The sequence below is a fragment of the Blastomonas sp. genome, from assembly GCF_030373265.1.
Lineage (GTDB): Bacteria > Pseudomonadota > Alphaproteobacteria > Sphingomonadales > Sphingomonadaceae > Blastomonas.
Window position 1 is genome coordinate 111,144 of the sequence record NZ_JAUCZC010000002.1, and the last position, 19,666, is coordinate 130,809.

General features: G+C 64.2%; 21 protein-coding genes. 10 read left to right on the top strand and 11 right to left on the bottom strand.

Going from position 1 to position 19,666, the window contains the following annotated elements; all coding sequences use genetic code 11:
- Positions 1-51 precede the first annotated feature (51 nt).
- From QUV11_RS01650 to QUV11_RS01665, 4 genes are all read right to left on the bottom strand, one after another.
- Positions 52-822 carry a hypothetical protein gene (locus QUV11_RS01650; RefSeq protein WP_300880175.1) on the bottom strand — a complete coding sequence of 257 codons (771 nt, stop codon included), beginning with the start codon at positions 820-822 and terminating at the stop codon, positions 52-54.
- Positions 823-903: 81 nt separating this feature from the next.
- Positions 904-1,104, bottom strand: coding sequence for a helix-turn-helix transcriptional regulator (locus QUV11_RS01655; protein ID WP_300880177.1), 201 nt, complete (start codon positions 1,102-1,104; stop codon positions 904-906).
- Positions 1,101-1,484 (bottom strand): hypothetical protein, encoded by a 384-nt coding sequence (locus tag QUV11_RS01660; RefSeq protein ID WP_300880180.1) that lies wholly within the window; start codon positions 1,482-1,484, stop codon positions 1,101-1,103. Before QUV11_RS01660 ends, QUV11_RS01655 begins: the two co-directional genes overlap by 4 nt.
- A 446-nt stretch (positions 1,485-1,930) precedes the next feature.
- Complete coding sequence (locus tag QUV11_RS01665) at positions 1,931-2,665, bottom strand: hypothetical protein (RefSeq protein WP_300880182.1); 735 nt, start codon at positions 2,663-2,665, stop codon at positions 1,931-1,933.
- A gap of 305 nt (positions 2,666-2,970) precedes the next feature.
- On the opposite strand from QUV11_RS01665, the gene QUV11_RS01670 reads away from it, so the two are divergent.
- The 5 genes from QUV11_RS01670 to msrB all read left to right on the top strand — a co-directional run bounded on the left by QUV11_RS01670 (position 2,971) and on the right by msrB (position 8,074).
- On the top strand, positions 2,971-3,414 hold the full coding sequence (locus QUV11_RS01670) for a DUF3576 domain-containing protein (RefSeq protein WP_289618334.1): 444 nt from the start codon (positions 2,971-2,973) through the stop codon (positions 3,412-3,414).
- A 24-nt stretch (positions 3,415-3,438) separates the two neighbouring features.
- Positions 3,439-5,949: a leucine--tRNA ligase gene (gene leuS, locus QUV11_RS01675; protein WP_300880186.1), complete on the top strand. Its 2,511-nt coding sequence runs from the start codon at positions 3,439-3,441 to the stop codon at positions 5,947-5,949.
- A gap of 148 nt (positions 5,950-6,097) precedes the next feature.
- Positions 6,098-6,595 (top strand): LPS assembly lipoprotein LptE, encoded by a 498-nt coding sequence (lptE, locus tag QUV11_RS01680; protein WP_300880188.1) that lies wholly within the window; start codon positions 6,098-6,100, stop codon positions 6,593-6,595.
- Positions 6,592-7,629: a DNA polymerase III subunit delta gene (holA, locus tag QUV11_RS01685; protein ID WP_300880191.1), complete on the top strand. Its 1,038-nt coding sequence runs from the start codon at positions 6,592-6,594 to the stop codon at positions 7,627-7,629. Before lptE ends, holA begins: the two co-directional genes overlap by 4 nt.
- A 46-nt stretch (positions 7,630-7,675) precedes the next feature.
- Positions 7,676-8,074 (top strand): peptide-methionine (R)-S-oxide reductase MsrB, encoded by a 399-nt coding sequence (gene msrB / locus QUV11_RS01690; RefSeq protein ID WP_300880193.1) that lies wholly within the window; start codon positions 7,676-7,678, stop codon positions 8,072-8,074.
- A 105-nt stretch (positions 8,075-8,179) separates the two neighbouring features.
- Here the strand turns inward: msrB and QUV11_RS17170 are convergent, their stop codons facing one another.
- The 3 genes from QUV11_RS17170 to QUV11_RS01705 all read right to left on the bottom strand — a co-directional run bounded on the left by QUV11_RS17170 (position 8,180) and on the right by QUV11_RS01705 (position 10,812).
- Positions 8,180-8,569 (bottom strand): Smr/MutS family protein, encoded by a 390-nt coding sequence (locus QUV11_RS17170; RefSeq protein WP_367279832.1) that lies wholly within the window; start codon positions 8,567-8,569, stop codon positions 8,180-8,182.
- Between the two features lie 243 nt (positions 8,570-8,812).
- Positions 8,813-10,150 (bottom strand): MltA domain-containing protein, encoded by a 1,338-nt coding sequence (locus QUV11_RS01700; protein ID WP_300880198.1) that lies wholly within the window; start codon positions 10,148-10,150, stop codon positions 8,813-8,815.
- A complete protein-coding gene (locus QUV11_RS01705; protein ID WP_300880200.1) occupies positions 10,150-10,812 on the bottom strand; it encodes a Tim44/TimA family putative adaptor protein in 663 nt (220 codons plus the stop codon). Before QUV11_RS01705 ends, QUV11_RS01700 begins: the two co-directional genes overlap by 1 nt.
- Before the next feature lie 228 nt (positions 10,813-11,040).
- Here QUV11_RS01705 and QUV11_RS01710 point away from each other — a divergent pair, with 228 nt between their 5' ends.
- The 4 genes from QUV11_RS01710 (at position 11,041) to QUV11_RS01725 (ending at position 15,059) form a co-directional block, all read left to right on the top strand.
- Positions 11,041-11,547, top strand: coding sequence for a protein-export chaperone SecB (locus QUV11_RS01710; RefSeq protein ID WP_300880201.1), 507 nt, complete (start codon positions 11,041-11,043; stop codon positions 11,545-11,547).
- Positions 11,548-11,575: 28 nt separating this feature from the next.
- A complete protein-coding gene (murJ, locus tag QUV11_RS01715; protein ID WP_300880202.1) occupies positions 11,576-13,153 on the top strand; it encodes a murein biosynthesis integral membrane protein MurJ in 1,578 nt (525 codons plus the stop codon).
- Positions 13,154-13,195: 42 nt separating this feature from the next.
- Positions 13,196-14,200 (top strand): tryptophan--tRNA ligase, encoded by a 1,005-nt coding sequence (trpS, locus tag QUV11_RS01720; RefSeq protein ID WP_300880204.1) that lies wholly within the window; start codon positions 13,196-13,198, stop codon positions 14,198-14,200.
- A 169-nt stretch (positions 14,201-14,369) separates the two neighbouring features.
- Entirely contained in the window at positions 14,370-15,059 is a 690-nt protein-coding gene (locus QUV11_RS01725; RefSeq protein WP_300880205.1) for a DUF4136 domain-containing protein, read from the top strand.
- 142 nt (positions 15,060-15,201) lie between these two features.
- Here the strand turns inward: QUV11_RS01725 and dut are convergent, their stop codons facing one another.
- From dut to proB, 4 genes are all read right to left on the bottom strand, one after another.
- Positions 15,202-15,666, bottom strand: a complete 465-nt coding sequence (gene dut, locus QUV11_RS01730; protein ID WP_300880206.1) for a dUTP diphosphatase — start codon at positions 15,664-15,666, stop codon at positions 15,202-15,204.
- Positions 15,653-16,849, bottom strand: a complete 1,197-nt coding sequence (coaBC, locus tag QUV11_RS01735) for a bifunctional phosphopantothenoylcysteine decarboxylase/phosphopantothenate--cysteine ligase CoaBC (protein WP_300880208.1) — start codon at positions 16,847-16,849, stop codon at positions 15,653-15,655. The genes dut and coaBC overlap by 14 nt, the downstream gene beginning before the upstream one ends.
- Positions 16,850-16,913: 64 nt before the next feature.
- Positions 16,914-17,237: a hypothetical protein gene (locus QUV11_RS01740; RefSeq protein ID WP_300880210.1), complete on the bottom strand. Its 324-nt coding sequence runs from the start codon at positions 17,235-17,237 to the stop codon at positions 16,914-16,916.
- A gap of 146 nt (positions 17,238-17,383) precedes the next feature.
- Entirely contained in the window at positions 17,384-18,586 is a 1,203-nt protein-coding gene (proB, locus tag QUV11_RS01745; RefSeq protein WP_300880212.1) for a glutamate 5-kinase, read from the bottom strand.
- 263 nt (positions 18,587-18,849) lie between these two features.
- Here proB and proC point away from each other — a divergent pair, with 263 nt between their 5' ends.
- Complete coding sequence (gene proC, locus QUV11_RS01750) at positions 18,850-19,665, top strand: pyrroline-5-carboxylate reductase (protein WP_300880213.1); 816 nt, start codon at positions 18,850-18,852, stop codon at positions 19,663-19,665.
- Position 19,666: the final 1 nt, after the last annotated feature.

The following is a 19,666-nucleotide window of genomic DNA, read 5'->3' on the forward strand; positions in this document are numbered from 1 at the left end:
TGTGCGGGACTGCCCCGATCAGAAACCGATCGGGACGCCGATTGCCATGGTCTATCCGCTATGGCCGTTTGGCAGCAGCGACACCCCCGACTTTGCGGCTGCGTGTCGGACAGCTGCGACCCAACTCCCCGTTATGGTAAGTGCCAGGAAGCCGGTCACGATCGAATCCACGACCATGACGGTCCAATCGAAAGCGGAGGCACCATAATGGATTGCGGCATATCCAAGGGCATAGTGTAACGCCATCAACGGGAGCGCGCCGGCGATCATCAACACCACCGTTCGCCAGAACGACCCGTGCATGATGCGGATCGACCGCAAGGGGCCGATGGCGGCGTTGCCCAATGCCCAGGCCACGCCCCATGCCACGAGATAGATGCCCAGGACGCTGCCAACCAGGCCGATTGATACATCGACCGCGCTAGCAATCGCTTCATCGGTCACACCGAGGAGTTCGCTCCATGGTGATCCGAACAGCCCCCAATAGGCCTGTCCGGCACTGAGCAGAAAAATCACCGACCAAAGTCCGGCGGCGGGCCATTCCACACGCCGCGCTGCGGCCGCATCATTCCCGAACAACACGAAGCGTGTCAGCCAGTAACCGGGCAGCAGCAGTACCAAGACCTTGGCAAAGCCGAACTGCATGCGCAGCGGGTCATCCGCAAAGGCCGCAGCGCCTGCCGGACTGGCGTACATGCCGCCTTGCATCTCGGCCACATGCTGCGCGAATTCGACCAGCACTGGAATGCAAAACAGGATGGGGCAGGCAAAGGCGAACGCCCACGCCCAGCGGTAAATCGATTTGATGTCGGATATCAGCACTGTGCAATCCTCTGCTTGCTGCGCCACGCATGGGATCGCAGAGACGGGGCTTGAACCGCCATTGGATAAGGTTGACGCAGGTCATTCGCGCCATGGATTGAAGAAAATCGCTTCGACGGGCACATCGAAATAGGCCGCAAGCCGATACGCCATCGGCAGTGACGGATCATATTTGTCGGCCTCGATCGCGATGATCGTCTGGCGGGATATCTCGAGCGCATCGGCAAGCTCGGCCTGTCTGAGGCCACGCTCCTTGCGCAGGTCTTTCAGACAGTTCTTCACTCTGGCTCGCCTCGACCGCGAAAGCGCCAGATCAGCCACGCCATGACGAAGCCGGCACCTTGCCCAAAGACCAAGTAGCTCGCTCCAAGGGTGAGTTCGCTGTGCCGACCATAGAACATCAGCAGATAGACCATTATCGCAACGGTGCCGGACATGCCGCCCCACCACCAGCTGACGAGCTGGCCCTGCTGCTGCAGATCGTCGGTGCGCTTCCACCAAAGCCAGGTCGAGGCGAAGACAAGGCCCCACACACCGAGCAAAAGCGGAGCCATCACCACAGGGTTCCCAACGCCTGTCTGGGTGGGGACCGCTTTGCCGATAACGATTCCGGCCAACGCCGCCACGCCGATCGCCAGGGCGAACAACGACCAATATTTCATTCGATAAGACACGGTCCGCGGCCCCTTGATCACGACAGATGTTCAGACCTTTTGACATTTTACAAAAAATGTCAAACTCTTTTAACATTCGGTGATCAGCGCAATCCGGTTTGCCGGCGCTTTGCCTTGCCACGAGTGTCGGAAACCAGACGGGGTTGCGTCCGGCATGTCCCCCTGCCCTTCGCGGCTTCGCGTGCGCTGGAATGCTACACCCGAAGACGCGATGGCGCGAAGATGGTGTGTGCGGACCGAGGCCCCTCGACACCCGCGACTGCCGGGGAGCGAGTGCGTGTGGAAGCTGCCGAGGGACTTGCGACGGGCTCAACCTGCACGAAGGGGATTGGTTCGGCGCGCGCATATACGGGCGCGCCGAACACTGGCCACAGGAGATGGGCCCCTGCCTTCACAGGGGATCCGTTACCGGGGAATTGGGTAGACCAACGGGGTCAGAAGCGGAATTCGGTTCCGACATAGACAGCCTGGCTGTCAAACTGCTCGTTGGTGAGGCCGGTCAGGCGGTCGCGCTCGCTGCGCAGGCGGATGCCGGCAGTGACGTCGAGATTGCGGGTGACCTTGTAAGCGCCGCCAACGTCGAGCGAATAGCTGCCCTGGTCGTTGAACGGGCGGACCGCACGGGTGGTGGGCGCCTGAATTTCGTCCAGCTCGATCCGCGGGCTGAAGCGGCTCTTGCGGCCGGAGGCCTTGCCCTGGCCAAGCTGGGCCAGATCGGGCAGCGATTCATCCTGATGGCGGATGCTGGAAGGCAGAGCGAACTTGGTGAAGCCCTTGGCGACGCCCAGGCTGAACGCGGTCGGCGTGATCTGGACCAGACCAGCACCCTGACCGCCATCGCTGGCTAGATCAGGACGGATGTTGATCGCCTTGGCCGAGTCGGGACGCACGCGGACCGCGATGGTCAACGCGCGGGTGCCGTTGGCAGCGGAGGCGGCGGGCGTGAAGCGGAACATCTTGTCTCCGCGCAGCGCAGAGAATTTGAGCCTTTCGGCAAGCCGCGGATCAACCGACGCAGGGGTGAACGACCCGATGCCGCCACGCGCATCAATCGATACCGGACGCGAGTCGAACCCGGAGGAAAATGCCAGGGCGATCGACGGCACCAATGCCGCAGCCCCGAGCAAAAGCCCCGAAATCGCCAGTTTTTTAACAACTCCCGCGTTCATGTCTTTTTTCCGACCCCACCTGTCCCTTGCCTGGAGTGTTACCACAATTCCGGGGGCTTGAATGCCCCTAGGCAGGTCCAGCAAAAATAATCTGAAACCGTTGCACACAATCCACAATAGGAAGCTTACATAGCACCCCGGCTTTGGTTCCCAGCGCCTGAGGGGTGACTCCCCGATGAAGATAATAGCGCGCTCCAACTTGCTGCTGCATGAACGCTGACGCCCGCGCGCAAGTGCTTGCCCAAGCCTGCAAAGCAACTATAGAAGGCCGCTGTTTCATGCGTCAGTTGTGTAAGGATTCCGCCATGCCTGTTCTTCCTTTCGCCCGCGCCGCGATCTGCGCTGTCGGCACCTTGGCATTGCTGTCCGCATGCGGCGGCGGCAACAAGCGGGCAGATGCGGACATCGCCGCCAGCCAGGTCACCACCATCGGCGTCAACAGCTATTTGTGGCGCGCTTCACTCGACGCCTTGTCGTTCATGCCCTTGTTGCAGGCAGACAGCGCCGGCGGCGTCATCGTCACCGATTGGTATGCCAACCCGCAGACTCCGGGCGAGCGGATGAAGGTCACGGTGTCGATCCTCGACCAGGATCTGCGCGCCGATGCGTTGCGCGTCGCCGCCAGCCGCCAGGTCAGCCAGAACGGCCAGTGGGTCGATGCCGCAGTCGGCGCTGCCACGGTGCAGAAGCTGGAAGAAATCATCCTCACCAAGGCCCGCGATCTGCGCCAGTCCGCTATTCGCGAATAACCTGCGAGTTCCAGAGGCGATACCATGAACGAGACAACGCGGTTCAATCCGCTGGCCGCCGATTCCCGCTGGCAATCGGTGTGGGAAGAACGTCAGTCCTTCAAGGCGGACAGCAACAGCGCCAAGAAGAAGGCGTATGTGCTCGAGATGTTTCCCTATCCATCGGGACGCATCCACATCGGCCATGTGCGCAACTACACCATGGGCGATGTCATCGCGCGCTATCGCCGGATGCAGGGCTTTGAGGTGCTGCACCCGATGGGCTGGGACGCGTTCGGCATGCCGGCTGAGAACGCCGCGATGGAAAAGGGCGTGCATCCGGGCGGCTGGACCCGCGACAACATCGCATCGATGCGCAAGCAACTGAAGCGGCTGGGCTTCGCGCTCGACTGGAGCCGCGAGATCGCCACCTGCGAGCCCGAATATTACGGCCACGAACAGGCGCTGTTCGTCGATCTGTATGAAGCGGGTCTGGTCTATCGCAAGGAGAGCGCGGTCAACTGGGACCCGGTCGACCAGACCGTGCTTGCCAACGAACAGGTCATCGACGGCAAGGGCTGGCGCTCGGGTGCGCAGGTCGAGCGCCGCAAATTGAGCCAGTGGTTCCTTAAGATCACCGACTTTGCCGACGAGCTGCTCGAGGGCCTCGATACGCTGGGCGACTGGCCCGAAAAGGTCCGTTCGATGCAGGCCAACTGGATCGGCAAGTCGCAAGGACTCACGTTCAGCTTCAACGTGACGGGCTCTTTGACGATCCCCGTCTATTCCACCCGCCCCGACACCATCTTCGGCGCGAGCTTTGTCGCGATCGCGGCGGATCATCCGATCGCGCAGAAGATTGCAGCGGACAACCCTGAAGCTGCCGCATTCATCGAACGCTGCAAGGCCGGCGGCACCACCGCCGCCGAGCTGGAAACCGCGGAAAAGCTGGGCTTCGACACCGGGCTGCGCGCGCTGCATCCGTTCGACATCACCTGGGAACTGCCGGTGTTCATCGCCAATTTCGTGCTGATGGACTATGGCACCGGCGCGGTGATGGGCGTGCCCGCGCACGACCAGCGCGATCTTGATTTCGCGCGCAAATACATGCTGCCGGTGCCCCGCGTCGTCGCAGCCGAAGGTGACGAAGCCATCCCGATCCAGAGCGAGGCGTATACCGGCCCCGGCAAGATCATCAATTCGTCGTTCCTCGACGGCATGGGTGTCGACGAGGCCAAGGCCGCGGTGATCGCACGCGCCGAAAGCGAAGGCTGGGGCGAAGGCACCACCGTGTGGCGGCTGCGCGACTGGGGCGTCTCGCGCCAGCGGTACTGGGGCACGCCGATCCCGTTCATCCACTGCGAGGATTGCGGCGTGGTTTCGGTGCCCAAGGACCAGTTGCCAGTGGTGCTGCCCGAGGACGTCAGCTTCGACATCCCCGGCAATCCGCTCGAACGCCACCCGACCTGGAAGCATGTCGATTGCCCCAAATGCGGCAAGGCTGCGCTGCGCGAGACCGACACGCTCGATACCTTCGTCGATTCCAGCTGGTACTTCCTGCGCTTTGCCAGCCAGCCCGACGACAAGCCGTTCGACCGCGACGAGATCGCCAAATGGATGCCGGTTGGCCAGTATATCGGCGGGGTCGAGCATGCGATTCTGCATCTGCTCTACGCCCGCTTCTGGACCCGTGCGCTCGCGCGGATCGGCAAGCTCGATGTCACCGAGCCGTTTGCCAGCCTGTTCACCCAAGGCATGGTCACGCACCAGACCTGGCAGGATACCAGCGGCAAATGGCTGAGCCCCGATCAGGTTGAAAAGCGCGGCGACGACTGGATCATCACCGACACCGGCGAGGCGGCGGTTGCCGGGCGCGTCGAGAAGATGTCCAAGTCCAAGAAGAACGTGGTCGATCCCGATGCCATCGTCGACCAGTATGGCGCGGATGCGGTGCGCTGGTTCATGCTGTCGGACAGCCCGCCCGAGCGCGATCTGCCGTGGAGCGAGGCGGGCATCGAAGGCTGCTGGCGCTTCGTCCAGCGGCTGTGGCGGGTGTTCAACTCGATCGAGGCGGCCGAAGGCGAAGACAAGTCTCTGGAGCGCAAGCTGCACCAGACGATCGATCTGATCGGCAAGGACATCGAGGCGCTGGCCTTCAACAAGGCGGTGGCGCGGTTGTACGAGCTCACCAACGCCATCGAAAAGGCCGAGAAATCCGCCAGCCGCAACATCGCGATCCGCACGCTGGCCAAGCTGGTCGCGCCGATGGTGCCGCATTTGGCCGAAGAGGCCTGGAACCTGATGGAAGGCCATGGCTTGGTCGCCGATGCGAGCTGGCCCGAGGTCGATCCGGCCTTGCTGGTCGAGGACGAGGTCACCATTGCGGTGCAGATCAAGGGCAAGCTCCGCGATACGCTGACCGTGGCCAAGGGGCTGCCCAACGAGGAGCTCGAACGGCTTGCGCTGGCATCCGACAAAGTGCAGCGTAGCCTTGACGGCGCCGAGATCCGCAAGGTGATCGTGGTGCCTGACCGGCTGGTCAATCTGGTGGTGTGATGGTGATGTGGAATGCCCTTTCAAATCCTCCCCAGCAAGGGGAGGTGGCAGCCCGCAGGGCTGACGGAGGGGTGTCCCCTTCGGCGATGGGGTGTCACCCCTCCACCACTTCGTGGTCCCCCTCCCCTTGCAGGGGAGGATTTTGATGATGCGCCGCCTTTTGCCGCTCGCGCTGCTCGCCACGCTGTCCGCCTGCGGAATGCAGCCGCTGTATTCCTCGGGCACGCAGGGCGCCGTCGCCACGACGCTCGGCGATGTCAGCGTCGCGCCGATCCAGGGCCGTGCCGGCTGGCTGGTCAGAAACGCGCTCGACGACAGACTCGACGCACTGGGCGGCGGCACCAGCCGGTTCCAGCTGCAGGTGGTGCTGGATGACCAGATCACCGGGTTCGGCCTGCTCGCGAACGACCAGGTGACGCGTGAGCGGCGGACATTGCGCGCGCGCTATCAGCTGGTGGAAGCTGCCACCGGTGAAGTGGTGCTCGATGCCACCGCCGCATCGGACGCAGGTATCGACATCGTCAGCAGCGAGTATGCAACCATCGCCGCGGAAAACCGCGCTCTGGAGAACCTGTCGCTCGAGATCGCCGACCAGATCGTCACCCGGCTGTCGCTGTTCGCGCGTGAGGTTGCGCCCGCGCAATGAAGGCGGACGCCGCATCGATCCGTGCCCTGGCGCGCAGGCCGCGCCCCGAAATCCGCCTGTACCTGATCTTCGGCACCGATGACGGCGGCAATGCCGCGCTCGCAGCCGACCTGATCGCGGGCTTTGGCAAGGGCATCGAGCGTACCGAACTCGACGGACCGCAACTGTCGCGCGACCCCTCGCTGCTGGCGGGAGAAGCTGCCTCGATGTCGCTGTTCGGCGACACTCGCTATATCCGAGTCACCACCAGCGGCGAGGAAAGCCTGGCCGCGGTCGAGGCGCTGCTGGCGTCGGACAACGCGATCAACCCCGTGGTCATGCTGGCAAGCGGCATCAGCGAGAAATCACGCATCGCCAAGGCGGTGCTCGCCGCGCCCAACGCTCTGGCGGTACAGACAAAATTGCCCGGGCCCGACGACATGGCAAAAATCGTCATCGAACTGGGGCGCGAGGCCGGACTGACCATCGAGCCCGATCTGGCGCACGTCATCGCGGGGTTCACCGCCGCCGATCGCAGGCTGGCGGCGCAGGAGATCGAGAAGCTCTCGCTGTATCTCGATTCAAGCGTTCAGGAGCCCAAGGCAGTGACCCGCGAAGCGATCGCCGCGCTGCGCGCCGATGCCGAAGACGATGCGATGCAACCGATCATCTCTGCTGCGCTGTCGGGTGATCTGAAGCGCCTTCCCGAAGAGCTCAAGCGGATGCGGGAACAGGCGGTGTCAGAAGTCGGTCTCGTCATCGTCATGCAACGGCAGGTGATGCAGCTGGCCGCCGCCGCGCAGCGCATGGGCAATGCGCGCGACGTTGGTGGCTGGGTCACCCAGGAAATGCGCAGCCGCCGCTTATGGGGCGGTGGAAGCCAGCAGGACTGGACCCGCCAGCTGCGCGCCTGGGGCCGGCCGCAGCATATGGCGCGGCTGATCGAACGGCTGCTCGCGCTGCAGCAGGCGATGATGCGGGCCACCCCCGGCCCGGCGCTGCTGCTGGAGCAGGAACTGCTGGAAATCGCGCGGGTCGCCGCTCGCGCGTCTTGACTGTGCCTGCAGTCGGCCCATGTTGTTAGCTCCCCAGGAGAGACCCATGGCAGACAGCAAAAACAGCGAAACCGATTGGCGCGCAAAGCTCAGCCCCGAGCAATATCACGTGCTGCGCGAAGGCGGCACCGAGCGCGCCTTCACCGGCAAGTACAACGACCACAAGGGCGACGGCATGTACCGCTGCGCAGGCTGCGGCGCGCCGTTGTTCGAATCGGACGCCAAGTACAACAGCGGCTCTGGCTGGCCCAGCTTCACCGCACCGGTCGAAGGCGAGGCGGTCACCGAGATCGTCGATTCGAGCCACGGCATGATCCGCACCGAGGTGCGCTGCGCGCGCTGCGAAGGGCATCTGGGCCATGTCTTCCCCGATGGTCCGGGACCCGAAGGCCTGCGCTATTGCATGAACAGCGCGTCGCTCGAGTTCGACCCCAAGGAGGATTGAGCATCTTCGTTATTCCCGCGAACGCGGGAATCCCGCTTTTGCGCTGACCTACAGGAAGCAGCGGGACCCCCGCGTGCGCGGGGGTGACGACTTAGGGTTGTGAACTCAGCCCCGCCGCCGCCTCAGCACGATGTACAAGGCCCCGTCCCCGCCGTGCCGGGGATGGGCATTGCGCACTGCGGCGATGTCGCCCGCGTGGCGCGAGGATTGCAGCCAGTCTGATACCGCCCCGCGGATCGCGCCGCGACCGCTGTCGGGCGCACGCGCCTTGCCGGTGATCAGCAGCATCAGCCGCATGTCCGCCGCCTTGGCCTGGCCCAGCGCCATGTCGAGCCGCGCATAGGCGCTCGACAGGGTATGGCCGTGCAGGTCGATCGTCACATCCGGCTGCACCCCGCCTTTGGCCATCCGCCGGTCCCAGTGACCATCGAGATTGCCCGCGACCGAGGGCCGCGGGGCCTCGGTGAAGGTCCAGGATGGCGTGGGTTTGGTCACTCTCCCCTCCCGCAAGCGGGAGGGGTCGGCCAAAGCCGCAGGCTTTGCGCCGGGGGTGGGCCTGATCGGCAAGCCGGACTTTACAGGCCCACCCCCGGGCTGACCGGCCTTGCCGGACATCCCTGCCCCTCCCGCAGGCGGAAGGGGAGAAGGTTGCACCTTGTCCTTGAACGGCTCGACGGTGGCGATCACCCGCTTCCACAGGGCCGCTTCCGCATCAGAAAGCGGCCGTCGGCTCATGAGTCAGCGCGCCTGCCGCGCCAGCCGGTCGTAGCTGCCGCGCGGCAGCAGGATCAGCGCGAGGCCGCGCGCGGACATGCCGCCGGCGATAACCTTGGCCTGCTCACCCGCGCCCCAGAAGGTGTCGAAGCGGTTCGCCCCCTTGATTGCGCCGCCGGTGTCCTGCGCGATCCACAGCCCGTTGGGCTCGGCGCGGTCCATCGAAAGGAACACTGGCGCGCCCAGGGGCACGAACTTGGGGTCGGCGGCAACGCTGCTGCCGGCTTCGACCTGATAGCCCAATGCGCCCAACGGGCCAGGCCCGGTGAGTTCGCGGAAGAACACGAAGCTCTTGTTCTCGCGCATGATCGCGCGGCCTTCTTCGGGGTTGGCGCGCAAATAGGCGACGATGCCCTGCATGCTGGCCTGCCCCGGCGCGAGCAATCCCCGGTCGCGCATCAGCGCGCCGATGCCGGTATAGTCGCGGCCGTTCTGGCTGGCATAACCAATCCGCACCACCGATCCGTCGGCCGCGCGCAACCGGCCCGATCCCTGCACCTGCAGGAAGAAGAAATCGATCGCGTCCGCCGCCCAGGCGATGACCGGCGCGCGACCATCAAGCGATCCCTGTTCGATCTGGGTGCGATCATCATAGGGGACAAGATCGGTGCCCTTGAGCTTGCCGCGCACGCGCTTGCCAGCCCATTCGGACGAAAATGGCGACAGGTCGACATCGACCAGGTCCGATGGGCGGCCATAGACCGGCACCTCGAAGCCCGGGCGGCGCGTGCGCGATCCGGCGATTTCGGGTTCGAAATAGCCGGTGGCAAAGCCTGCCCCCTCGCCCACCTGCACCGCCTCGAACTGATCTGCAAAAAACCGCGCGGCATCGCTGTCAGACCAGCGCGCCGCAGCATCGCATGCGCCGCGCCAGTCCTCGGGCCGGGTCAGGCCGCTGGCATCGGTGCGCTTGGTGACCGCAGGACAGGTCAGGCGGAAGGCGACCAGCGCTGCGCGGGCATCATCCGGGGCAATCGGCAGGCTGGCGATGGCGGGGCCGCGCCGCAGCATCTGGCCCGCAGCCTGTGTGCTATCCGCGCTCGCGGTGATTGCAGACCCGGTCAGCGCCGGCAGCGGCACCGCACGAGGGATCGCATAGCTGGAAGATGCGCCCGAAGGCGTCGGGGCTGGCGCCGGCCGAACCGGACCAGCTGCAGGAGGCTCGTTCTCATAGGGAAGCCGCGATGGTGGCTGCGTGGAGTTGGCGCCGCCCGAGGGGACTACGCCTGCGCAGCCGGCCAGCGCCAGCGGCAGCAGACCGATCGCGAGCCGGCGCGTGACGATCCCCCGGCGAGCCGACATCAGGCCTGATCGGTTTCGACCAGAATCCAGTTGGGATCATTGCTGCGCAGGTCGCGGGCAAAGGTCCACAGGTCGTGGGTGGCAACCGCATCGGTCAGCGACCCGGCGACGAGTTCGCCATCGGGGCCGCGAACGACAGCTGCGATGTCCGCATCGAAACGCACCGTGATCCGCGCCATCGGGGCATCGTATTCGGCATCGACAATCCGTGCCTCATCGATCCGCACGAGACGGTTTTCCAGCGTTTCGCCGCGCGTGGTGCGCTGCTCGATCGAGCTCGAGAAACTCTCGTAGACTTCGTCGTCGCAGAAAGTGCGCAGGTCTTCACGATTGCCCGCCCAAAAGGCTTCGAGGATCATGCCATAGGCCGCCTTGGCGCCATCGCGGAAGCGTGCGACGTCGAAGGTCCGGTCGGCAGCGAGCATCTGGCGGATGCCGGGCTCGGCGGCGATGTCGAACACGGTCGACGTGCCAGGTGTCATCGCAGCAGGCTTGTCGTCAAGCTGCGGGCGCTCGATCGAGGTCGGACGTTTGGCCACCGGCGTGTCCATGCCGCGCGTCAGGGGTTCCTGCTCGTGCCCGGTGCGTTTACCCAGGACCGAATAGAGGCGAAGGCCCAAAAACGCTGCAACCATGGCCAAGATGATGATTTCTACCGTCACAAGTCTTCCCGTTTGCCCGCCCGCTTCAACCACAATGCTGCTAAAAGGTCAGCGCGAATGCCTAACATAGGGCATGTCGGCCAATATGCAAATTGCTTTGGGGGACAAAAACTTGCATCGCGGAGTCGTTGGGCGCTGTGCATTCGCGGCGCTTGCACCGCACGGGAAGCGGCATTAGAGCGCCGCGCAAGACGCGCTGGCAGCGCCGATCAATGAAAGGGATTATCCATGGCCGAAGACGGCACCGTGAGCTCGCAGAACCCGGCGCTGAATGGCGCATCCGGCCCCCAGGCGGGCCTGATCTCGCAATATGTCAAAGACCTCTCGGTCGAGAACCCCAATGCGCCCGACAGCTATCAGTGGCCGGGCCAGCTGGCGTTCGATGTGCAGTTCCGCGCCGAATCGCGCCAGCTGAGCGAAGAAGTGCACGAGATGATCTGCACCTATACCATCGCGGCCAAGGCCGAGCAGGGCACCGCCTATCTGGTCGAGCTGGCCTATGGCGCGTTGCTGGGCATTCGCGGAATGGATGAGGAACAGGTTCGCCGTTTCCTGTTTGCCGATACCCCACGGATGGTTTTTCCCAACATCCGGCTGATCCTGGGCAATGTCATCCGCGATGCCGGCTATCCGCCGCTGGTGCTCGAGCCGATCGATTTTGCCGCGCTTTACGAACAGCAGAGCCAAGACCCCAATTTCGGCGCCCCGATGCCCCCGGCAGAAGGCAACGCCTGACGCCCGGCAGCGCTAGGGCGCATCCGGCATGAACCTGCTCCGCGCCGTATCCACCATCGGCGGCCTCACTCTGGTAAGCCGTGTGCTGGGTATGGCGCGCGACATGCTGATGGCACGCTATATCGGCGCGGGGATGGCCGCCGACGCCTTCCTGATCGCCTGGCGGCTGCCCAATCTGTTCCGCGCGCTGTTTGCCGAAGGCGCGTTCGCAGCGGTCTTCGTACCGATGTTCAACCGCAAGCTGGCGGAGGGCGAAATCGCCGAGCCCGGCAGCGGCATGGACGTCGCGCGTGCCTTTGCCGGCCAGGTGCTTTCGGTGCTCGTCCCCTTCCTGATCGTGTTCACCGCGATCATGATGCTGGCAGCAGGCCCTGTGGTCTATGCGATGACCGGCGGCTTCCCCGATGGCGGGCCCGAGAAGTTCGCGCTCGCCCGGCATCTGACGATCATCACCTTCCCCTATCTGGGGCTGATCTCTTTGGTGTCGCTGCTCGGCGGGATCCTCAATTCGATCAACCGCTTCTGGGTCAATGCTGCAGCGCCGATCCTGCTCAACATCTGCATGATCGCGGCACTGGTGCTGTTTCGCGGACAGAGCGAGGCGGACACTGCGGTAACCCAGGCAGTCGCCGTGACCGTGTCTGGCGTGCTGCAGCTGGCGTGGCTGATCCTGGCCTGCCGCCAGAGCGGCGTCGTCCTCAAGCTCTCGCGCCCGCGGCTCTCGCCCGACGTCAAGGCGATGCTGGTGCTGATCGCGCCGGCCGCGATCGGCCAGGGCGCGATCCAGTTCAACCTGCTGATTTCGACCTCGCTCGCCGCGCGCTATCTGGGCGAAGGCGCGGTGTCGTGGATTTATTATGCCGACCGGCTGAACCAGTTGCCGCTGGGGCTGATCGGTATCGGCGTCGGCACCGTCATCCTGCCCTTGCTCTCGCGTCAGATCGGCAGCGGCGATCCCACGGCGGCCCACAACACCCAGAACCGCGCGCTGGAGCTGGCGCTGTTCCTGGCGCTGCCAGCCGCCGTTGCGCTGGTGGTGGCGGCCGTGCCGATCATACACGGCGTGTTCCAGTATGGCGCGTTCAGCGCCGCTGATACCATCGCAACCGCGCGGGTGCTTGCGGCCTTCTCGTGCGGGGTGCCGGCCTATGTGCTGATCAAGGTGCTGACCCCGGGCTTTTACGCCCGCGCCGACACCAAGACCCCGGTGCGGCTGGCGCTGATCGCGATGGTGGTCAATCTGGTGGGCAACCTCATCCTTATCTGGCCGCTGGGGCATGTCGGGGTTGGCGTGGCGACGGCGATTTCGGCCTGGGTCAATGTCGCCCTGCTGTTCGGCGTGCTCTACAAGCGCGGTCATATCCAGCCAGATCCCCGGCTGATCGCCAAGCTGTGGCGCATGCTGGTGGCCGCTGCGATCATGGGCGCAGGGCTGTGGCTGGGTTCGCGGCTGGCGGACAGCTTCATGGATGGCAGGCTGATCGAGCGGATCGCGGCACTTGCCGTCTTGTGCGGCGGCGGCGCAGCGTTGTATGGGCTGGCGGCGCTGGCGCTGGGGACCTACCGGCCCGGCGAGATCAAGGCGATGCTGCGCCGCAAGGCGTAGCCAGCTTAACCCCCTCCCGCAAAAGCGAAAGAGAAGATCATCATGCGTGTCCTTTCCGGCATCCAGCCGACCGGCAATCTGCACCTGGGCAATTATCTGGGTGCGATCCGCAACTGGGTGAAGATGCAGGACGAGATGGATGCCGACAGCGCCTGCTTCTTCTTCCTCGCCGACCTGCACTCGATCACCGTGCACGAAGAACGCGAGACCCGCATCCGCAACGTGCGCGAGATGGCCGCCGCGCTGATCGCCTGCGGCATCGACGCGGACCGCAGCGTGCTGTTCAACCAGGCGCGGGTGCCTGCGCACGCGGAACTTGCCTGGCTGCTCAACGGCACCGCCCGCATCGGCTGGCTCAACCGGATGACCCAGTTCAAGGACAAGGCCGGCAAGAACCGCGAAGGCGCCAGCATCGGCCTGTTCGTCTATCCGGTGCTGCAGGCCGCCGACATTCTGCTGTACCAGGCAACGCACGTTCCGGTGGGCGAAGACCAGAAGCAGCATCTGGAACTAACCCGCGACATCGCCACCAAGTTCAACACCGATTTCGGGGTCGAGGTGTTCGCCCTTCCGGAGCCATACATTCCCAAGGAATCGGCGCGGATCATGAGCTTGCGCGATGGTACCGCCAAGATGTCTAAGTCGGACCCGTCGGAGATGAGCCGGATCAGCCTGACCGACGACGACGACGCGATCGCGCAGAAGGTGCGCAAGGCCAAGACCGATCCGGAGCCGCTTCCCGAGGTCGCGGCCGATCTGGCAGGCCGTCCCGAGGCGCTCAACCTTGTCGGAATCTACGCGACGATGACGGAAGCGACCCCGGATTCGGTGTGCGCACGGTTTGCAGGCCAGGGTTTCGGCGCGTTCAAGCCAGCGTTGGCCGAAGTTCTGGTCGAAACGCTCCGCCCGATTCGGCAACGCTTTGTCGCCTTGAAGGACGACGACGTGGCGCTCGATGCAATTCTCGACAAGGGTGCTGCCAAGGCCCGCGCGGTGGCCGCGCCGACGCTGGCCCGTGCCTATGACGCGCTGGGGTTGATGCGCTGAGCCACCCCGATTCCGGAGTTTGGTTGCAATTGATCCATGCTAACATTGCGGGCAATCTGAGTCCGACCATCGCAAATGCGTTCAAACGGGGTTCATTCGCGACAGACTAGACCTATATCCATTACACGGACCGCGCAGAGTCGCGCGGGTCCGCGATGGAGAGATATTCATGACTGTTCGCAGCCGCTTTTCACGCCGTGCTGCCTTGATTGCGGTGCCTGCGCTGGCGCTCGCGCTTTCGGCATGTGCCACCCCTTTCAAGGCGGACGTCGCCCGCTTCCAGGCTTTGCCCGCTCCCCAGGGACAAAGCTTCGTCGTCACTGCCTCCGATCCTCGCCTGCAGGGCGGGCTGGAATTTGGGCAGTATGCCGGCCTCGTCACCCAGCAAATGTCGCAGCTCGGCTATGTGCCCGCCAGTGATCCGTCCCGCGCCGATATGGTGGTGAGCTTTGCCTACACCGTCGACAACGGCCGTGAAAAGGTCGTCTCGGACAATTTCGGCGGCGGCTTTGGTGGCGGGTTCGGTCCCTGGGGACGCGGTGGTTTCTATGGTCGCCGTGGCTTCGGTTGGGGGTTCAACGACCCGTTCATCTTCGGCAATGGCTGGAACAACGATGTTCGCAGCTACACGGTCTATACCAGCGAGATAGATCTGAAGATCGATCGCACCGCCGATAATTCGCGCCTGTTCGAAGGCCGCGCCGAAGCCCAGTCACGCAGCAAGAACCTGCAGTATCTGGTACCCAATCTGGTCGAGGCAATCTTCACCGATTTCCCGGGCCGTTCAGGCGAAGCCGTCCAGATCTCGATCGCTCCTGAAGGCGAAAAGACTGTCAGGCCTGCTCGCCAGCGGCGGTGATAGTGCGCTCTTCTCCCCTCCCGCATGCGGGAGGGGAGGCTGAGGCGAAGCCGAAGCCGGGGTGGGCCTGTAACCTCTGGAACTTCAGGCCCACCCCGGCCTTCGGCCACCCCTCCCGCAAGCGGTAGGGGAAAGTGCAAGCTTACACCCCCGTCGAGCCGAATCCCCCTGCCCCGCGCGCGGTAGCCTCGAGATCGGTGACCTCTTCGAACGCTGCGCGCTGCACGGGCGCCGCCACCAGTTGCGCGATGCGGTCGCCACGTCGGATCGGGAACGGCGCATCGCCATGGTTGATCAGGATCACCTTGAGTTCGCCGCGATAGTCGCTGTCGATGGTGCCCGGCGTATTCGGCACGGTGATGCCGTGCTTGAGCGCGAGGCCCGAGCGGGGACGCACCTGCACCTCATACCCATCGGGAATAGCCATCGCAAAGCCGGTGGCGATCGCATGCCGCTGCCCCGGCATCAGGTCGAGTTCCTCGGCTGCGACGACGTCCATCCCCGCCGCGCCCTGGGTCGCATAAGCGGGTACCGGCAAGCCTGCACCATGCTCGAGCCGCTTGAGCCGGATGGTGATGGGCCCGGGTGGGTGTTCAGCGGACGGCATCTGCGATTTTCTCCATGAGTTTGCGCGCAACCTGATCCTTGGGCAGGTTGGCCCAGCTTTCCACGCCGTCGGCGGTGACGATATGCACCGCGTTGTCGGCGCCGCCCATGACCTCACCCGACACATCATTGGCGACGATCCAGTCGCAGCCTTTGCGGGCCAGCTTGGCCTGAGCGTGTTCGATCACATTCTCGGTTTCCGCGGCAAATCCGACCAGCACCGCCGGGCGGCGAGGGTCGCGGGCAAGACCGGCGAGAATGTCAGGGTTTTCGGCCAGCTGCAGCGCGGGCAGCGCCCCGCCGGTCTTCTTGATCTTCTGATTTGCAGCATCGGCGGTACGCCAGTCGGCCACCGCTGCGACCAGAATTGCGATATCGGCGGGCAACGCAGCCTCGACCGCGGCGGCCATGTCGCGCGCGGTCTCGACATCGATCCGGGTCACCCCCGGCGGTGTCGGCAAGTGGACCGGCCCTGCGACGAGATGCACCTCGGCGCCCATCTGCGCGGCAGCGGCGGCGATCGCAAAGCCTTGGCGTCCGCTCGACCGGTTGGCGATATACCGCACCGGATCGATCGGCTCGTGCGTGGGGCCTGCGGTGATCAGCACACGCTTGCCTTTCAACCCCTCCCGCAGGCGGGAGGGGAAAGACAGCGCCGCTTCGATGCGCTCCATGATCGCCACCGGCTCGGGCAGCCTGCCCGGGCCATACTCGCCGCACGCCATCGCGCCGTCGTCGGGATCGATCACGGTCACCCCGTCGCCGCGCAGCCGCGTTACATTGCGCTGCGTCGCGGTGTGCTGCCACATCCGCACGTTCATAGCAGGCACGGCCAGCACCGGTGTGTCGGTCGCCAGCAGCACGGTGGTCGCCAGGCTGTCCGAAATTCCCGCCGCCATCTTGGCGAGCAGGTCGGCGGTCGCCGGGCAGACCACGATCAGGTCGGCTTCGCGGCTGAGCTGGATGTGCCCCATCTCGGTTTCGTTCTTGAGGTCCCACAGGGTCGTGGACACCTCGTTCTCGCTCAAGGCGGCCAGCGTCATCGGGGTGATGAACTGCGCGCCACCGTCGGTCAGCACGCAGCGCACGGTCATCCCCGCCTTGCGGATCAGCCGGATCAGTTCGCACGCCTTGTAGGCCGCGATGCCGCCGCCGACGACCAGCAGGATATGGGGTTGTTTCATGGGCAGCAGCGGTAATTGCTGCGCGCCCCCCGGTCAACGACGCTGGCAGCCTGGCAGCTGCCGGTCAGCGATATTGCCAGCCTTCCAGCAGGCGGTCGGGGCCGGGCTCGTAGCGTGAGCCATAATCCCTCGCAGGCCGGCTCTCGCCGCAATGGTATAGCGGCCCGGCCACCAGCCGTCGCCGACAGGCCCACGTCAGCACCAGGGCGTAGACCAGCAGGCACACTGCCGTACCGATGATCTGTCCCGATGGCCGGTCCAATGCAGCGACGCCTTGCGGAAGATATCCCGCCAGATCAGCAAGTCCGATGGCATAGGCCGACGCAAGAGCGGCGAGCAAAGCCGCCAGATGGTCGCGTAGCCTGGGGGTGATGCCATGTCGGGTCATGCCACCCGCCTTACATCCACCGAACTGCCTGCGCTGTGCGACAGATCGCAGTTCGGCAGAAAAACGCTGTCTGCATGCGCACCTTCGGCGAGCCGCCATCGGGCCGTGGCGTCAGGCGTCAGGCGTCAGGTGTCAGGCGTCAGGCGTCAGGCAGGTTGCATCGCGTGGCTACTGGCACGGGAATTGTCTCGGGCGTGCGTGGTATCGGGTGCCTCCGCCTCCTGCGGTTCCCACAGGATATGGCGATCATCGAGGCAGATCAGGTTCTCGAACTCGACCAGTGTCGCGCGCGAGTGATAGCCGATCAGCTGCTTGACCGGAATGTCGCGGTTGCGGACCAGGATCGCGGTTTCCTCGGACGAGAAATCGGTCATCCCGCGGGCCCGCTCGGTCCCGGTCTCGTCATAGATGTGGATCACATCACCCTTCACATAGCTGCCGCAAATCGAGATCACGGCGTTGCGATCGATCCCCTGTCCGCTGTCGGCCATGGCATCGGCGGCCTTGTTCGAGATGACGATGCTGCCGTCCATCTGCAGACGATCGGTCAGCCACGCCGCCCAGCTGTCGGCGGGCTCGGCATGCGCGACACAGGTCGTGCAGGGGCGTGCACCATCGAGCACTGAAGTGATCGGATTGTCGGCCTCGCCATTGGCAATCAGGGTCGTGCAGCCAGCGTTCTGCGCCATGTTGGCCGCCTGCATCTTGGTCAGCATACCGCCGGTACCCAGCGTGCTCACTTCGCTTGTCACCGCAAGATACTGGCTGACATCGTGCACCGTTTCGACCAGTTGCGCTCCGGGCTCGGACGGATTGCGGTCGTACAGGCCATCGACGCCGGTCAGGATGACCAGATGCTGCGCCTGAACCATCTGCGCGACCTTTGCGGCCAGTCGGTCGTTGTCCCCGACCCGGATTTCTTCGGTGGTGATCGTGTCGTTTTCGTTGATGATCGGCAGCACACCCGACTCGAGCAACCGGTGCAGCGTGTTCTTGGTGTTGAGGAAACGGCGGTGGTCGCCAAAGTCGCCCAGCGTCACCAGAATCTGCGCGATGTTGAGATCATGCTCGTGCCCGATCTGCTTGTAGGCGTTGAGCAGCAACGGCATTCCGCAGGCCGCCGCTGCCTGCTTGTCGCGCAGACCCGCAGTCGCGGGCGTGAGGCCGATCATCTTCATGCCCAACGACACCGCCCCCGACGAGCACAGGATAACTTCATACCCTCTTGCCGTCAAAACTCCAATATCTTCCATCAGTCGTTGAAGAAATGCCCATCTTGGGACAAGCTTATTCTGATCGGTTAAAAGACTCGATCCGACTTTTATAACAATACGTTGTGTTTTACTCACGATTTATTCAACTCTTTTATTAACAGAACAGCGCATGGGGATTTTCCAAAGGCAATGCCCATGCTGTGAATCGCCCATCGGTTTGACACTCCAAACCAATTTTGACATAGGGCCGTATATCGATGACATTAACATATGGCAACCCGCAGAGGTTTCCATCCTGTTGTCGGCTCATTCCGGGCTGTTTGCGCCCCAGACAGGCTCGCGCTCCAATCCTGCTGAATCATCGCGAACATGGGCATCGCTGATGAATGAAATAGAAGGTGATAGAATTGCGTATTGCATTGGTTGGTCATGGTAAGATGGGTGGAGCTTTGCTCACCCAATGGCGTGCTGTCGCTGCACGGGACTTTCCGGATACGAGATTTTTTGTCATCGATCCGATGAGCGATGGCGATTCTTTGGAACAGTCAGACCGGGTTGCTTATCTGCGCGAACCACCGCCGGTGGAGGCGTGTGGCTTTGATCTGGTGATCGTCGCGGTAAAGCCGCAGGTGGTGGCCGAGGTTCTGCCCGATTATGCTGCACGGATGGCCCCGGACGGCTTTGTCGCCTCGATTGCAGCAGGCTGCTCGATCGAGCGGCTCAGCGCCCTGTCGGGCGGCGCGCCCGTGGTGCGCGTGATGCCCAATCTGTCGGCGGCGATAGGAGCTGGCGTCAGCGGGCTGTGCGCCGACGACAGCGCAACACCGGAGCAGCGCGCAACCATCGAAGCGCTGATGGCAGCGGTGGGAACCACCTTGTGGGTGCCGGACGAGGACATGCTCGACCGGCTGACCGCGGTCGCTGGATCGGGTCCGGGCTATGTCTTCGAAATCGCCCGCACCTATGTCGCTGCGGCCGAGGAGCTGGGCTTTTCGCCCGCCGAGGCGCGCCAGCTCGTGCTGGGCACCATGGCAGGCACCATCGCCATGGCGCAGGGGTCGTCTTCGAGCCTCGAGGACCTTCGGACCAGCGTCACCAGCAAGAACGGCACCACCGCAGCTGGCCTCGATGCGCTCAACGGCGATGGCGCGCTCGGGCAACGCTTCCGGGCGACCCTCGATGCTGCGTATGACCGCGCGGTCGAGCTGCGCTGAG

Excerpts from the sequence above, each read along its gene's own strand:
- QUV11_RS01710 (WP_300880201.1), top strand. The coding sequence starts at position 11,041 with ATGGCCGAAGACGGCACCGTGAGCTCGCAGAACCCGGCGCTGAATGGC.
- QUV11_RS01700 (WP_300880198.1), bottom strand. The coding sequence starts at position 10,150 with ATGTCGGCTCGCCGGGGGATCGTCACGCGCCGGCTCGCGATCGGTCTG.
- msrB (WP_300880193.1), top strand. The coding sequence starts at position 7,676 with ATGGCAGACAGCAAAAACAGCGAAACCGATTGGCGCGCAAAGCTCAGC.
- QUV11_RS01725 (WP_300880205.1), top strand. The coding sequence starts at position 14,370 with ATGACTGTTCGCAGCCGCTTTTCACGCCGTGCTGCCTTGATTGCGGTG.
- lptE (WP_300880188.1), top strand. The coding sequence starts at position 6,098 with ATGCGCCGCCTTTTGCCGCTCGCGCTGCTCGCCACGCTGTCCGCCTGC.
- QUV11_RS01665 (WP_300880182.1), bottom strand. The coding sequence starts at position 2,665 with ATGAACGCGGGAGTTGTTAAAAAACTGGCGATTTCGGGGCTTTTGCTC.
- QUV11_RS01740 (WP_300880210.1), bottom strand. The coding sequence starts at position 17,237 with ATGACCCGACATGGCATCACCCCCAGGCTACGCGACCATCTGGCGGCT.
- dut (WP_300880206.1), bottom strand. The coding sequence starts at position 15,666 with ATGCCGTCCGCTGAACACCCACCCGGGCCCATCACCATCCGGCTCAAG.
- QUV11_RS01660 (WP_300880180.1), bottom strand. The coding sequence starts at position 1,484 with ATGAAATATTGGTCGTTGTTCGCCCTGGCGATCGGCGTGGCGGCGTTG.
- murJ (WP_300880202.1), top strand. The coding sequence starts at position 11,576 with ATGAACCTGCTCCGCGCCGTATCCACCATCGGCGGCCTCACTCTGGTA.
- QUV11_RS01670 (WP_289618334.1), top strand. The coding sequence starts at position 2,971 with ATGCCTGTTCTTCCTTTCGCCCGCGCCGCGATCTGCGCTGTCGGCACC.
- holA (WP_300880191.1), top strand. The coding sequence starts at position 6,592 with ATGAAGGCGGACGCCGCATCGATCCGTGCCCTGGCGCGCAGGCCGCGC.
- trpS (WP_300880204.1), top strand. The coding sequence starts at position 13,196 with ATGCGTGTCCTTTCCGGCATCCAGCCGACCGGCAATCTGCACCTGGGC.
- coaBC (WP_300880208.1), bottom strand. The coding sequence starts at position 16,849 with ATGAAACAACCCCATATCCTGCTGGTCGTCGGCGGCGGCATCGCGGCC.
- leuS (WP_300880186.1), top strand. The coding sequence starts at position 3,439 with ATGAACGAGACAACGCGGTTCAATCCGCTGGCCGCCGATTCCCGCTGG.